The organism is Pseudomonas sp. FG43 (assembly GCF_057809175.1).
Map to the genome: position 1 here is coordinate 25,745 of NZ_JBMDJL010000020.1, position 13,039 is coordinate 38,783.

Annotated in this window: 15 protein-coding genes; 6 read left to right on the top strand and 9 right to left on the bottom strand. The window is 56.8% G+C overall.

Going from position 1 to position 13,039, the window contains the following annotated elements; translation table 11 throughout:
- Window positions 1–30 precede the first annotated feature (30 nt).
- A complete protein-coding gene (locus tag ACODS3_RS20670) occupies window positions 31–993 on the top strand; it encodes an ATPase (protein ID WP_489036048.1) in 963 nt (320 codons plus the stop codon).
- 58 nt (window positions 994–1,051) lie between these two features.
- Here ACODS3_RS20670 and ACODS3_RS20675 read toward each other — a convergent pair whose 3' ends face one another.
- On the bottom strand, window positions 1,052–2,071 hold the full coding sequence (locus ACODS3_RS20675) for a branched-chain amino acid aminotransferase (protein ID WP_201018018.1): 1,020 nt from the start codon (window positions 2,069–2,071) through the stop codon (window positions 1,052–1,054).
- Between the two features lie 282 nt (window positions 2,072–2,353).
- Between ACODS3_RS20675 and ACODS3_RS20680 the strand changes: the two genes are divergently transcribed.
- The gene (locus ACODS3_RS20680) at window positions 2,354–2,578 is read left to right on the top strand and encodes a hypothetical protein (RefSeq protein WP_304575458.1); all 225 of its coding nucleotides are present in this window, start codon (window positions 2,354–2,356) and stop codon (window positions 2,576–2,578) included.
- Between the two features lie 64 nt (window positions 2,579–2,642).
- On the opposite strand, the gene cyoE is transcribed toward ACODS3_RS20680, so the two are convergent.
- From cyoE to ACODS3_RS20710, 6 genes are all read right to left on the bottom strand, one after another.
- Window positions 2,643–3,530 carry a heme o synthase gene (gene cyoE / locus ACODS3_RS20685; protein ID WP_201005939.1) on the bottom strand — a complete coding sequence of 296 codons (888 nt, stop codon included), beginning with the start codon at window positions 3,528–3,530 and terminating at the stop codon, window positions 2,643–2,645.
- Window positions 3,531–3,540: 10 nt separating this feature from the next.
- A complete protein-coding gene (gene cyoD / locus ACODS3_RS20690) occupies window positions 3,541–3,873 on the bottom strand; it encodes a cytochrome o ubiquinol oxidase subunit IV (protein ID WP_025258799.1) in 333 nt (110 codons plus the stop codon).
- Entirely contained in the window at window positions 3,874–4,503 is a 630-nt protein-coding gene (cyoC, locus tag ACODS3_RS20695; RefSeq protein ID WP_201005941.1) for a cytochrome o ubiquinol oxidase subunit III, read from the bottom strand.
- Between the two features lie 2 nt (window positions 4,504–4,505).
- Window positions 4,506–6,518: a cytochrome o ubiquinol oxidase subunit I gene (cyoB, locus tag ACODS3_RS20700; protein WP_201005943.1), complete on the bottom strand. Its 2,013-nt coding sequence runs from the start codon at window positions 6,516–6,518 to the stop codon at window positions 4,506–4,508.
- A 3-nt stretch (window positions 6,519–6,521) separates the two neighbouring features.
- Window positions 6,522–7,463 (bottom strand): ubiquinol oxidase subunit II, encoded by a 942-nt coding sequence (cyoA, locus tag ACODS3_RS20705; RefSeq protein ID WP_201005945.1) that lies wholly within the window; start codon window positions 7,461–7,463, stop codon window positions 6,522–6,524.
- Window positions 7,464–7,929: 466 nt separating this feature from the next.
- Window positions 7,930–8,439, bottom strand: coding sequence for a disulfide bond formation protein B (locus ACODS3_RS20710; RefSeq protein WP_201005946.1), 510 nt, complete (start codon window positions 8,437–8,439; stop codon window positions 7,930–7,932).
- 603 nt (window positions 8,440–9,042) lie between these two features.
- Between ACODS3_RS20710 and ACODS3_RS20715 the strand changes: the two genes are divergently transcribed.
- The 4 genes from ACODS3_RS20715 (at window position 9,043) to ACODS3_RS20730 (ending at window position 11,682) form a co-directional block, all read left to right on the top strand.
- A complete protein-coding gene (locus ACODS3_RS20715) occupies window positions 9,043–9,942 on the top strand; it encodes a chemotaxis protein (RefSeq protein WP_201018020.1) in 900 nt (299 codons plus the stop codon).
- A gap of 65 nt (window positions 9,943–10,007) precedes the next feature.
- Entirely contained in the window at window positions 10,008–10,469 is a 462-nt protein-coding gene (locus tag ACODS3_RS20720) for a GNAT family N-acetyltransferase (protein ID WP_201018098.1), read from the top strand.
- A 44-nt stretch (window positions 10,470–10,513) separates the two neighbouring features.
- Window positions 10,514–10,828: a hypothetical protein gene (locus ACODS3_RS20725; RefSeq protein WP_201018021.1), complete on the top strand. Its 315-nt coding sequence runs from the start codon at window positions 10,514–10,516 to the stop codon at window positions 10,826–10,828.
- A 101-nt stretch (window positions 10,829–10,929) separates the two neighbouring features.
- Window positions 10,930–11,682 carry a YkgJ family cysteine cluster protein gene (locus tag ACODS3_RS20730; RefSeq protein WP_201018022.1) on the top strand — a complete coding sequence of 251 codons (753 nt, stop codon included), beginning with the start codon at window positions 10,930–10,932 and terminating at the stop codon, window positions 11,680–11,682.
- Window positions 11,683–11,713: 31 nt separating this feature from the next.
- Here ACODS3_RS20730 and ACODS3_RS20735 read toward each other — a convergent pair whose 3' ends face one another.
- A complete protein-coding gene (locus ACODS3_RS20735; protein WP_201018023.1) occupies window positions 11,714–11,938 on the bottom strand; it encodes a hypothetical protein in 225 nt (74 codons plus the stop codon).
- Window positions 11,939–12,040: 102 nt separating this feature from the next.
- On the bottom strand, window positions 12,041–13,039 hold the full coding sequence (locus ACODS3_RS20740) for a fimbrial protein (RefSeq protein ID WP_489036054.1): 999 nt from the start codon (window positions 13,037–13,039) through the stop codon (window positions 12,041–12,043).

The following is a 13,039-nucleotide window of genomic DNA, read 5'->3' on the forward strand; positions in this document are numbered from 1 at the left end:
GTATTGCCTTGGACGATCAAGGAAAGACGCATGAAACCCAGCAAAACCATCACTCGTGCGTTCTGTGTCGAGTTGCAGCAGGAACTGTCCATTACCGCCGCCCGCCGCGAGTATTTCTCTCAGGAGCCACCGCGCTCGCGATTCGAGTTTCTGTGCTCAAGTGAAGCCTGCCGTGCGCTGGGTGCGAAGGTGACAGGCGTCAGGTATGACGTAAAGCCTCAGGACAACCCGACCTTCGTGGCCGCACACTTTCGCGCCAACCCGCATTACGAGCATCACGCCACCTGCGAGTGGGTCGAGGAAGACGCCCGGCAAGCCAGGGAAGAACCCGAGGTTGAAGAGACCGATCCACAGGCCCGTATCCGCAAGGCCAAGCGCAAGCTCGATGACTACATCGATGTCTTCGATCCGGTCATAAAAGACCCGGTCAAGGAAAAGGCCGGGGCAGACAAGTCCGGCCCTCGCGCACCACAGGCCACGAACGACTCTCCAGCGACAGAAGCTTCGACGCCCGCTGCACCGCGCTACAGTGAAACACGCACCAATAATCTTGAACGTCTGGTGGACAGCTATCGCCAGGCCAAGGCGCAACTGCCGCCCGATGATTTCAAACTGCTGACCTTGAGGATTCCCGGCCAGGGCGAGTTGTCCCTGCGCTCGTACTTTCGCCATATCAAATATGCGCAGACAGGCGACAACGGCCGCGTGCTGTATGGCGGCGGGCTGGTGGAACGTTATGGTCTGGGGTTCAAGTTCAAGTTCTTCGACCGTCTTGAAGCCAAGCTGGTGACGCTGTACGTGTCACCGGCGCAGATGCAGGCTTATCGGTCCAGTCGCTACATCACCGAACTGTTGAGCCATGCCGATGAAGTGAAGTTCTTCACGGTTTATGCACTGGGGAATGTCGTCAAAAGCCCATCGGGGAAAAGCTTCAGCGTCGAAGTCGACGACCTGCGGCATCTGGCGATTGTGCTGGGGCCAGCGAAGGAGTGATTGGGCTGGAGCGAATTCATTCGCCAATGAATTCGCTCCAGCATCGATCGTGGGGAAATCAGACCTTCACGATCCAGCCAGCAGGCGCTTCAACATCACCGGACTGTACGCCAGTCAGTTCAGCATAAAGCTTGCGGGTCACGGGGCCGACGTCTGTTTCGCTATAGAAGACGTGCAGTTTTTCCTTGTAGGAAATGCCGCCGATCGGGGTGATGACAGCAGCCGTGCCGCAGGCGCCAGCTTCCGTGAAGTCACCGATCCTGTCGATCAGCACATCATCTTCCACCACGGTCAGGCCCAGGCGGGTTTGAGCCAGTTCCATCAACGACAGGCGTGTAATACCTGGCAGCACCGAAGGCGACTTGGGTGTGATGAACTTGTTGTCGGCCGTGATAGCGAAGAAGTTGGCCGAACCGACCTCTTCGATCTTGGAGTGAGTCTGCGGGTCCAGATAGATGCAGTCAGCGAAGCTGTGCTTTCTGGCTTCGGAGCCTGGCATCAGGCTGGCGGCATAGTTGCCACCCACCTTGGCCGCGCCGGTGCCGTTCGGTGCGGCACGGTCGTAACCGGAGATCACGAAGTTGTTCGGCTTCAGGCCACCCTTGAAATAGGCGCCGACCGGAATGCAGAAGATCGAAAAGATGAATTCAGGTGCGCTTCGCACGCCGATGTTGTCGCCTACGCCGATCACGAACGGACGCAGGTACAGGGCACCGCCCGAGCCATAAGGCGGGATGAAGCGTTCGTTGGCCTTGACGACCTTCTTGCACGCCTCGATGAAGACTTCGGTCGGCACATGGGGCATCAGCAGGCGCGAACAACTGCGCTGCATGCGCTGGGCGTTCTGGTCAGGACGAAACAGGTTGATCGAGCCATCCTTGCAGCGATAGGCCTTCAGGCCCTCAAAGCACTGCTGACCGTAATGAAGCGCGGTAGAACCTTCGCTGATATGCAGAAGGTTGTCTTCAGTCAGCGAGCCTTCATCCCAGGCACCGTCACGCCAGTGAGAGAGGTAGCGCTTGTCGGTTTTGATGTAGTCAAAACCCAGGGTTTCCCAGTTAATGCTTTCTTGACTCATAACGCCCTCTATCATTTAGCCGCTGCCTGGACGAGTCAGGCCAATGCCGTATTCTGCCAGATCATTTCGACCCTGAGGCTTGAAATAAGCATAATCCGCGGGTTTTGAAACGGTAGCTGCCAGAGCCCCGTCATTTTTCTTGCCCCTGGCCACCAGGAGCTTGAGTATCTAGTGAACGATGACTGCCTTTCCTTGGCGATCATTTAGTCATTCAGCGTTGTTTTGTTATACCTTCAGCTAACGAAACTACAACCCCCCACGCAGAAATGACGGAGCACAACCATGGGTGTAGAAAAAATCCTGCTGGCCTTGACCCTGACCGGCCTCGTCAGCGTGGCCAGTGCGGCTGACAGCAAGCCTGTCAACTCAAGCAAGCCAACAACGAGCCAGAGCACCACGACTCAACAGCCCCGAAGCCCGCAGCCGTCCACAAACAATACGGTTGTCACTCCTGAAGACATCAAGCGCTTCAAGGCGGGCAACGTGACAAAAGACGAAGTGAAATGAGCAGACGAAAAAAAACCCTGTGCCTTTCGGAACAGGGTTTCTGATTTTCGGGCTCAGGTGCAAGTCAGAAGGCGTAAGTCACCAGCAACTCTTTGGTCACCTGAAAGTCCACCGACATCATCACGCTCAGTGCAGTGATGGTGAAGATGGAGAACACGAACAGCTTGCGGGCCCAGACAGTATCGTCCGCAGCCTTGTAGCCTTTCCAGGCCATGTACAACCAGTACATGCCCATGCCCGCCGCAACGGCGAGGTAGTTCAGACCCGCGTAACCGCCGAACGTCAACATCAGGGTCGCCACGAGGAACGCCAGGATGTAGAGCAGGATGTGACGCTTGGTGACCAGAATGCCGCGCTTGACCGGCAATACCGGAATTTTCGCTGCACGATAGTCGTTGAAACGGAAGATCGCGATCGCATACGAATGCGGCATCTGCCACAGGCTGAACATCACCAGTAGCGTCCAGGCAGCAAAGTCGAAGCTGTTGCTTACTGCGCAGTAGCCAATCACCGGAGGCATGGCCCCCGACAGGCTGCCTATCAGGGTGCCATGCACGGATTTACGCTTGAAGTACAGGCTGTAGAAGCCCACGTAAATCACAAAACCGATGACTGCCAGCAAGGCAGCCAACGGGTTTGCATAGGTGTACAGCAGGCTGACACCGACGATGCCAAGAATCGTGGCATAGAGCAGTGCAAGCTTGATGGACACCAGACCCTGCACCAGCACACGGTTGCGAGTCCGCTCCATGCGCTGGTCGATATCCCGATCGATGCAGTTGTTGAATACGCAACCTGACGCTACGACCAGAGAGGTACCGATTACCGCCGCAAGAAACACGATGAAATCGATATCCCCCTTGGAAGCCAGAAAAAAGCCACCTGCCACCGAAAGCACGTTACCGAAAATGATCCCCGGCTTGGTGATTTGGATAAAGTGCTTCAGGGACATCTGGTATTCCTCAATGCGCCATCATTTCGCGATGGATACTGAAAATGATCCACAGCGAGAGGCCGACCAGCAGAACGATAACCAACGCGGTGAAGGCAAACGCCAGCACGTTGTTACGTTGCGCACTCGTGAAGTCCAGGTGCAGGAAGTAATGCAGATGCACCAGGATCTGAACGATCGCAAAGGCCAGGATGATCGCAATGGTCAGGTCTTTCGGCAGAACCGGGGACATGACCAGGGCGAACGGGATGGCGGTCAGGATGATCGACAGCACGAAACCGATGATGTAGGACTTCACGGAACCGTGGCTATTGTCTTCAGCTGGATGATGTGAATTCGCCATTTACAGGGCTCCCATCAGATAGACGATAGTGAACACACCGATCCAGACCACGTCCAGGAAGTGCCAGAACAGGCTCAGGCAGCTCAGGCGGGTCTTGTTGGTGTTGGTCAGGCCCTTTTTCTGGACCTGATACATCATGATACCCATCCAGATCAGACCGCTGGTTACGTGCAGACCGTGCAGGCCGACCAGGGCGAAGAACGCCGACAGGAAGCCGCTGCGGCTAGGACCGTAGCCTTCGTGGATCAGGTGATGGAACTCGTAGATTTCCATACCGATAAAGGCAGCACCACAGAGGAAGGTCAGGGCCAACCAGCCCAGGACCTGACTCTTCTTGCCTTTGTACAGCGCCAGCATGGCGAAGCCATAAGTGATACTACTGATCAGCAGGAACGCGGTTTCGACCGCCACGAAAGGCAGCAGGAAGATGTCCTGGCCCGACGGGCCACCCGCGACACTGTTGACCATCACGGCGTAGACCGCGAAGAACGATGCGAACAACACGCAGTCGGTCATCAGGTACAGCCAGAAGCCGTAGACCGTCATTCCACCGCTGTCGTGGTGATCGTCATGCCCATGGTCATGAGCGTCATGACCGTGGGCTCCGGAGTTGATAGCAATATTTGACATGTTTAAACCTGTTCCAGCGAGGACTTGACAGGAGTGTATGCACCGTTGGCCGCCAGGACCTTGTGATGCTCACCTTCAATACGCGCTACATCTTCAGCAGGCACCATGTAGCCCTGATCGTCACGTGCAGCGTGAGCAACGAACACAGCAATGGTCGCTACCAGACTTACGCCAACCAGCCACCAGATGTGCCAGATGAACGCGAAGCCGAAGACGGTCAACAGCAGGCCCATGTACAGGCCGGTGGCCGTGTTGTTAGGCATGTGGATAGCCGAGTAGTGAGCTGGAACCTTGTAGGCGGTACCTGCGCGCTTGGCATCCGTGAATGCGTCGATGTCTTTTGCCTCAGGCAGCTCGGCAAAGTTGTAGAACGGCGGTGGCGAAGAAGTGGACCACTCAAGCGTGTGGCCATTCCATGGGTCACCGGTCAGATCGCGGTTCTTGTTGCGGTCACGGATACTGACGAACAACTGGATCAGCTGCGAAGCGATACCGGCTGCGATCAGGAACGCACCGAACAGAGCAACGTTCAGGTAGATGTTCCACTCAGGCATGTCGGTAGCGTTCAGGCGACGGGTCATACCCAGGAAGCCCAGCGCGTACAGCGGCATGAATGCAACGAAGAAACCGCTGATCCAGAACCAGAACGCTGCCTTGCCCCACTTCTCGTTCAGGGTGAAACCGAACGCTTTAGGGAACCAGAACGCGAAGCCGGCGATGTAACCGAATACCGCACCGCCGATGATGACGTTGTGGAAGTGAGCGATTACGAACAGGCTGTTGTGCAGTACGAAGTCAGCACCAGGAATCGCCAACAGAACGCCGGTCATGCCGCCGATCGAGAAGGTGACCATGAAGCCCAGGGTCCAGAGTACTGGCGCAGTGAAGCGCAGGCGGCCCTGGTAGATGGTGAACAGCCAGTTGAATAGCTTCACACCCGTCGGTATCGCGATGAGCATCGTCGCCAGACCGAAGAAGGCGTTGACGTTCGCACCCGCACCCATGGTGAAGAAGTGGTGCAGCCATACCATGAAGCCCAGTACACAGATCGCGCCGGAAGCGAAGATCATGGACTTGTGGCCGAACAGACGCTTGCCCGAGAACGTCGAGATGACTTCGGAGAAGACACCGAACGCAGGCAGAATCAGGATGTAAACCTCAGGGTGACCCCATGCCCAGAACAGGTTCACGTACATCATGGGGTTACCGCCCATTTCGTTCGTGAAGATGTGGAAATCCAGGTAACGGTCAAGGGTCAGCAACGCCAGGGTAGCGGTCAGGATCGGGAACGAAGCCACGATCAGGATGTTTGCCCAGGTGCAGGTCCAGGTGAAGATCGGCATGTCCATCAGTTTCATGCCAGGGGTACGCATCTTCAGCACGGTCACCAGGAAGTTGACGCCCGTAAGGGTCGTACCTAGCCCGGATAGCTGTAGCGCCCAGATGTAGTAGTCAACACCTACTCCAGGACTGTATTGCAGACCCGACAGCGGCGGATACGCAACCCAGCCGGTCTTGGCGAACTCGCCGACACCCAGGGAGATGTTGATCAGCAGCATGCCCGATACCAGCAGCCAGAAGCTGAGGGAGTTCAGGAACGGGAAGGCTACGTCACGAGCACCGATCTGCAGTGGCAGAACGATGTTCATCAGACCGGTGAAGAACGGCATCGCCATGAAGATGATCATGATCACACCGTGAGCGGTGAAGATCTGGTCATAGTGTTCAGGCGGCAGGAAGCCTTCGGCGCCATTCTGGGCCATGGCCAGCTGGGCACGCATCATGATTGCGTCGGCAAAACCGCGCAGCAGCATGATCATGGCAACGATGATGTACATCACGCCGATTTTCTTGTGGTCGACGGACGTCAACCACTCGGTCCACAGGTAAGACCACTTCTTGAAGTAAGTGATTGCCCCGACAACGCCCAGACCACCGAGCGCGATCATGGCAAGGGTCACCATGACTATCGGCTCGTGGAACGGTACCGATTCCCAACTTAATTTACCTAACATCGTTTACTCCTCTGCCCCAGCAGCTGAATTTTTGCCCTTTTCCGCACCTTCGGTACCGGCAACTTCCTTCTCACCAGGGATAACCTTCTTGCCTGGATTCATACCTTCATACTTGTCGATGATGATCTGGAACAGGTTCGGAGTAACCGTGGAATAAAGTTCGACGGGATTGCGTTCGCTAGGTTTGGCCAGTTCAGCGTATTCAGCAGCACCAAGCTGTTTAGGTGAACTCTTGACTTCGTTGATCCAGGCATCGAAATCAGCCTGGCTGGTGGCGATAGCCTTGAATTTCATGCCGGTGAAACCCGCGCCACTGTAGTTGGCCGAGATACCGTTGAACTCGTGGTTTTCATTGGCGATCAGATGCAGCTTGGTGTGCATGCCAGCCATTGCGTAGATCTGGCCACCCAGGCCTGGAATGAAGAACGAGTTCATTACAGAGTCGGATGTAACCTGGAAATTGATCGGGGTATTGGCAGGGAAGACGATCTTGTTGACCGTGGCGATGCCTTGTTCCGGATAGATGAACACCCATTTCCAGTCGAGTGCGACAACCTGGATGGTCACAGGCTTGACGTCTGACTCAAGCGGACGGTACGGGTCCAGCGAGTGAGTGGAGATGTAGGTGAAGTAGCCCAGGAAGACCAGCAGGATCATGGGGATACCCCAGACCGCGACTTCGATCTTGGTCGAGTGCGACCAGTCTGGCGTGTACTTGGCAGCCTTGTTGGAGGCGCGATACTTCCAGGCGAAGACGAAGGTCAGGACGATGACCGGGATGACCACGATCAGCATCAGCAACGTGGCGATGATGATCAGGTTCCGCTGCTCGATACCCACCTGCCCTTTCGGATCGAGCAGAGGGACGCCGTCACAGCCGCTGAGCAACAGCATGCTGAACAGGGCCAAGTAGCCAAAAAACCTGGGGTACCTTTTTTTACTCATCTCACGACCTCTAAAAGCAGCTTGCGCGGTGCAGTGGGTTTCGACCGCCAACACTTTACCCTGCCAGTGCCGGCATCTTTTTTAAATTGAACAAGGACCTGCCGGAACGCTCTGTTGCGAAACGACAAATCCGGGGGTTTAGCTATGAATTCTTATTCTGAGTCGCCGGAAACTGCCCCGCTTTCGCAGTTCAATCGCCTTGCACGCGGTCATTCCTGCGCGCTCAGAGGCAAGCATTGCGCTGCCTGTTTAGCCTGCACAGGGCGCTCCGAGCCTCAAAATTTCTGATCGCCAAGCCTGGCTGGACGATGAGTGCTGGCGATTGTAGATATGTAAATTTTTATTGACTATGCCTAATTTTGTAACAGTTAATATCAAAACTTGCAACAATCGCAAATCATTGATCTTCATAACCAGAAAAAATGCCTCGTCAAAACGAGGCATTTTTCCACCAAAGCCCTTGTGATCAGTAAGGTCTACGGCGGTTACGAATGACCCCTGCCGGGACCAGAACGGCCGTCAGAACGAATGCTATCAGAGCCCACTGAGCCAATGACAACCCCATGACGGGCGGATAGGGAGTGGAGCAGAAACCACTGACCTGAAATACCAGCGGGAAAAGCGATGCCAGAGGCAGACCGTCGACGATAGGTTGCAGGGTGTCGATGCCGCAACTGACGGCCGGATACGCCAAGGTGTAGACATGGTGGCCGGCTGCTGCGATGCCGCCCAGGGCGCTGAAGGTCACCAGGGTTTCCAGCACCGTTATGCTGCGGCGGCCAGGCATGGCCGCGCCGATGAAAGCGAAGATGGCGATGAACAGCAATGCATAGCGTTGCAGGATGCACAGCGGGCAAGGCGCCTCGCCCAGCACGATCTGCATGTACAGGGCGCCACCGATCAGGGACAGGCAGATAATTCCCAGCAAGACCAGAAAACGCTTTTCACGCCTCAGGTACAACGTGTTGTCGCTCATTCACATACCTTATCGAAATGGTGTGCAGGTGCGCAGGGCCAGCACTGGCACTTGCAGGAGGGCTGACCCGCGAGTGTAAACACCCTCTGTCGGGGCGTGCGCGATATTCATCTCTCGTCCCTGCCAACTCAAGCACCCACCCGCCATACGGATGTATTTACCAACCGGATGGTTCCCGAGGGCCGAAAGACGAAGTGGAGGAGCGGGGCGAAAAAACAGATCTCTTCCTTATATATAGAAGGATGCGTCTTTTTGTCGCACCCGACCCTCTGCAAGCCGAAGTGCGACAGTTTACCGCAGGGTAATCCCGGGACACAGCTACCGGCTCCTGAAAGACACAATCGGTAATTCTCTTTCGTTCTGTGACGCAATCAACCGTTTGACGTCAAACAAATCAAACTGCCAGTATTGCGGCCCCGGCTCTTGCGGCCGAAAACAATCCTGCACGAAGTGAAAATCACTTTTCAAGAAGAGTGACTGAACACACAGGCCTTCAACGCTGCGGCCAGTTAGCCTAAAGCCAGCCTGTCGCATGTCGATAACCTGTCACTGAAAGTTGTTTTGCGCCCTGTAGCGACGAACACCTATAGCCAGAAGGTTTTTATGTCACCCACCAACGTCCGAGCAGATTCACTTTCGCTGCTGCTGTTCACTTTACGCAGCGGCAAGCTGATGGCGATCAACTTGCTCAAGGTCAGTGAAATCATCCCCTGCCCGCCCCTGACTCACCTGCCCGAGTCCCATCCGCACGTCAAAGGTGTTGCGACACTGCGCGGTGCCTCTCTGTCGGTGATCGATCTCAGCCGTGCCATTGGCGAGCGTCCGCTGGCCGATCCCGATGGCGGGTGCCTGATCGTCACCGACGTAAGCCGCTCCAAGCAGGGTCTGCATGTGCAGGCGGTGAGCAAGATTGTCCATTGCCTGACCACCGATATCCGTCCTCCGCCTTTCGGTTCGAGCGGCCGCTCGTTCATCACCGGCGTGACCCAGGTCGATGGCGTCCTGGTACAAGTGCTGGATATCGAAAAAGTGATTCACGGCATCGCTCCGGCACAAATCGTTGTCCAGTCCGACGAGTTGCCTGCCGAAGACGTCATGGTTCTGTCCCAGGCCCGGATTCTGGTCGTCGACGACAGCCAGGTCGCCCTGCAGCAATCGATCATCACCTTGCGCAATCTTGGTCTGGAGTGCCACACAGCCCGTAGCGCCAAGGAAGCCATCGATGTCTTGCTTGAACTGCAAGGCACCCCGGCGCAAATCAACATCGTGGTTTCAGACATCGAAATGTCCGAAATGGATGGCTATGCCCTGACCCGGACCCTTCGCGAAACCCCGGACTTCCAGAAGCTGTACATCCTGCTGCACACTTCTCTGGACAGCGCGATGAATGGCGAAAAGGCTCAGTTGGCAGGCGCCAATGCGGTACTGACCAAGTTCTCGTCCCCCGAGTTGACCAAATGTCTGATCACGGCGGCACACTCGGTCGTGGCTCAGGATATCTGACCCGCAACCCGCCACGTCCAGCAGGCCCATCCAGTACCGACGCATCAGCCCGACATTGCTGGCTGATGCGTCGGGATCTCGGGCAGCCAGTGCCTTTGCAGCATTGGCCCGCGCCTGTGCGCCCCCTGCCCTTTACGCTTGATCAAGCCCCGGACATCCATTGCCTGCTGACCCTGGGTTATCGGGGTGGCAGCGGAAGCGTGCCGGACTATCGCCACTGGCTAATGGCTTTCGAGCATGACCCCGAGTTCGACACCGACCTGTGTTTCGTCGCTCAGGACGATCAAGGACCGGTCGGTGTGATTACCTGCTGGACCAGCGCCTTCATCAAGGATCTTGTGGTTCACCCACGGGCTCGCCGCAAAGGCGTCGCGATGGCGCTGCTGACTCATCTGTTCGGGCACTTGCGCCAACGCGGCGAAGCGTGTGTCGACCTGTTGGTGATGGAGAACAACCTATCGGCCCGGCGACTGTATGAAAAATCAGATATGTCCTACATCCGACGCTCAGCAATCGAACAGGAGTGATCTGCCATAATCCAGGCCCGAAGCACTGCCCCTGGAGGTCGATCATGAAACCATTCCTCGCACTGCCGATAATCCTCTCGGCTCTCGCCTGCCAGGCCAATGCGGCCACCCCGCAAGCATGGGATGCTCTGGACAAGGCCATGCTCGACGCCTGCCTCAAGGCCAGCCAGCTCAAGGGCAGTAAACCCGTCGGCACCAGCGCACAGTTCGATGACCGGGTTGGCTACAGCGCCCTGCTCCTGCAAGGACGCTACCCCCAAAAACACATGAACAACCGCAAGGGCACCGAGCTGTGCCTGTACAGCCGTAAAAACCGGCAAGCCAGCGTGACCGAATGGGACAGCCTCCCCCTCAAGTGAAGCAGCGCTGGCGCACAATTTGCTTTGCAACCTGTCCAGGCCGCGAATGACAGCAACTCGCTGGCAGTCGCGGCAGCTACTCTGAACGGGTTACCGAAACAATGAACACTCAGTTTTCCTGCGTAGGTTGCGGTGGCTGCTGCACCGATCACCATGTTCCCCTGACCCTGGTCGAAGCCACGCAATGGGCGGCTGACGGCGGTTCGGTGATCATTCTGACCGAGGCGTTCCTGAGTAATGGCTACGGTGTGCCCGAAGCACAACTGACCCACGCCACACGCCGCTCGACAGTGGTGAACAGCGGTTCTGCACAAGCCTATGTGGCGATCACCTTTGCCGCTTACAACGTCGGTCGTTGCCGGAATCTTGACGCAGAAAACCTCTGCCGCATCTACGAACGCCGCCCGCTGGTGTGCCGTATCTATCCGATGGAGATCAACCCGCACATTCCGCTGCGCCCCGAAGCCAAGGACTGCCCGCCGGAATCCTGGGAGCAGGGTCCGGACTTGATCGTTGGCAACAAGCTGGTCGATACCCAACTGATGGCGCTGATCGAGCAATCACGTCAGGCCGACAGGGATGAAATCGCTACCAAACAGTCGATCTGCCAGCTATTGGGCATTCGCACCACGGCGCTCAAGGGCAACGGGTTTGTGGCTTACCTGCCGGACATGCAGGCTTTTGCAGCCGCCATCGAACAGGTCACCCACGGCACAGAGCTGGTTGCGGGTGATACAGGCTGGGAATTTCACGTGGCCGGGCAAGAGGTCATCAGCACGCTGAGCCTGGCAGGTGCCGAAGTGACAACCCGCGACCCGCTGTCCTATATGTTCATTCCCCTGCAAGCCACCTGAGTGCAGGCAGCCTGAACGCAGGCCGCCCGAATCAGCGCTTGCCCATCGAACGACGGGTTCCGGCAGGCGCAGCGCCGGGAGTCTTGTGGTGCGAAGATTTGCCCGCTTTCTGATACCAGGCCTGATCTTTCTTGGCTTGAGCGAATTCAGAAGGCTTGAACGGAAAGCTGAACGGTGCAATCGCGGGTTTCTTGTCAGTCTCCGGCACTGAGTCGGTGACGGCTTCTGGAGCTGGTGTTTGTTCAGGGGTTGTCATGGCGACACCAAAAGTCGAAATGGCCGGGCACATGCCCGTGGGCGCGCAGCATACCTCAATCGCTGAGCGCTTGCCCGGCCAGACATCAGCCGTGCGTCGTCATCATTTGTAGAACAGATCCACCATGACCTCTGCCTCGAACGGCCCGGCCTTGGGTCGGGTAGTCTGCCAAAGCAGCTCGGCATTGAAGTCCACCCTCGCCGTCTGGTTTTCACCCAGCAGATCGGCCAGATGAAACAGCTCGTTATAACGCAGTGGCGCATTAGTCCGTTCGCTCACGATGCGAATGCCCAATGAATTGTTGTTGCCCGGCACCAGAACATCGCCGGACAGGCGTCCCGTCACGGGCCTGAAACGCGCATTGAGACTGAACGGTGATTCACAGCTGCGGTTGGCCAGGAGCGAAAACGGACGCCTGGCAAAAACCTTCCCGACCTCTACACGCTGAATGCCCAGCGAACCGAACTCCAGTGTTTCGGGCAAGACCTGCAACTGGGCCTCACAGGCAATGAAACGCAAACCCGACAGGTTGTTGATGACATAACTCAGGCTGCGGCCCGGCACCGGGTCCAGGCCAGCGGCATCGTCAAGCTGGAACATCCGGTAATCCAGCAGGTCGCTGGCCACTCCCGAAGGCGGAGTCGGCCCATGCTTTTGCACGAACACCGAAAACGCCATATTGAAACGCACCTTGGGACAAGCGCCGATATTGGAATCCCCTTCATGGCACACCGGCACGTACTGCCGGGTACTGATACGCCCGCTGGTTTGCAGGTAGTCCACGCCATCGAGGGTCAAACCGGCCCGAATACCCTGGCCGATCACCCGATTGTCCGGGTTGAGGTAGATGAAGACTTCCTGCTGCACGGACTGCTGCCCTTCCCGAGCGCATTCGACCTGAATGTTCAGCCGCTCGGAACGCCATACCACGTCCCCATCGGGGACCGAGGCAGGTATGGCGACCGTGCTGCTCAAGTCACCATGAATGGCGGACTCACCCGTCCCCTGTGTCTTGCACACCAGAGCAAAACCGGTGGCCGGGCTCAGTGCCACTGAAAGAACGAGGGTTTTCAACCAGCGATTGGCAGGGAAACAGGTCAT

What these genes read in the sequence shown, in the direction of transcription:
- ACODS3_RS20670 (WP_489036048.1), top strand. Translation starts at nt 31, where the DNA reads ATGAAACCCAGCAAAACCATCACTCGTGCGTTCTGTGTCGAGTTGCAG.
- ACODS3_RS20675 (WP_201018018.1), bottom strand. Translation starts at nt 2,071, where the DNA reads ATGAGTCAAGAAAGCATTAACTGGGAAACCCTGGGTTTTGACTACATC.
- ACODS3_RS20680 (WP_304575458.1), top strand. Translation starts at nt 2,354, where the DNA reads ATGGGTGTAGAAAAAATCCTGCTGGCCTTGACCCTGACCGGCCTCGTC.
- cyoE (WP_201005939.1), bottom strand. Translation starts at nt 3,530, where the DNA reads ATGTCCCTGAAGCACTTTATCCAAATCACCAAGCCGGGGATCATTTTC.
- cyoD (WP_025258799.1), bottom strand. Translation starts at nt 3,873, where the DNA reads ATGGCGAATTCACATCATCCAGCTGAAGACAATAGCCACGGTTCCGTG.
- cyoC (WP_201005941.1), bottom strand. Translation starts at nt 4,503, where the DNA reads ATGTCAAATATTGCTATCAACTCCGGAGCCCACGGTCATGACGCTCAT.
- cyoB (WP_201005943.1), bottom strand. Translation starts at nt 6,518, where the DNA reads ATGTTAGGTAAATTAAGTTGGGAATCGGTACCGTTCCACGAGCCGATA.
- cyoA (WP_201005945.1), bottom strand. Translation starts at nt 7,463, where the DNA reads ATGAGTAAAAAAAGGTACCCCAGGTTTTTTGGCTACTTGGCCCTGTTC.
- ACODS3_RS20710 (WP_201005946.1), bottom strand. Translation starts at nt 8,439, where the DNA reads ATGAGCGACAACACGTTGTACCTGAGGCGTGAAAAGCGTTTTCTGGTC.
- ACODS3_RS20715 (WP_201018020.1), top strand. Translation starts at nt 9,043, where the DNA reads ATGTCACCCACCAACGTCCGAGCAGATTCACTTTCGCTGCTGCTGTTC.
- ACODS3_RS20720 (WP_201018098.1), top strand. Translation starts at nt 10,008, where the DNA reads ATGCGTCGGGATCTCGGGCAGCCAGTGCCTTTGCAGCATTGGCCCGCG.
- ACODS3_RS20725 (WP_201018021.1), top strand. Translation starts at nt 10,514, where the DNA reads ATGAAACCATTCCTCGCACTGCCGATAATCCTCTCGGCTCTCGCCTGC.
- ACODS3_RS20730 (WP_201018022.1), top strand. Translation starts at nt 10,930, where the DNA reads ATGAACACTCAGTTTTCCTGCGTAGGTTGCGGTGGCTGCTGCACCGAT.
- ACODS3_RS20735 (WP_201018023.1), bottom strand. Translation starts at nt 11,938, where the DNA reads ATGACAACCCCTGAACAAACACCAGCTCCAGAAGCCGTCACCGACTCA.
- ACODS3_RS20740 (WP_489036054.1), bottom strand. Translation starts at nt 13,039, where the DNA reads ATGACCTGTTTCCCTGCCAATCGCTGGTTGAAAACCCTCGTTCTTTCA.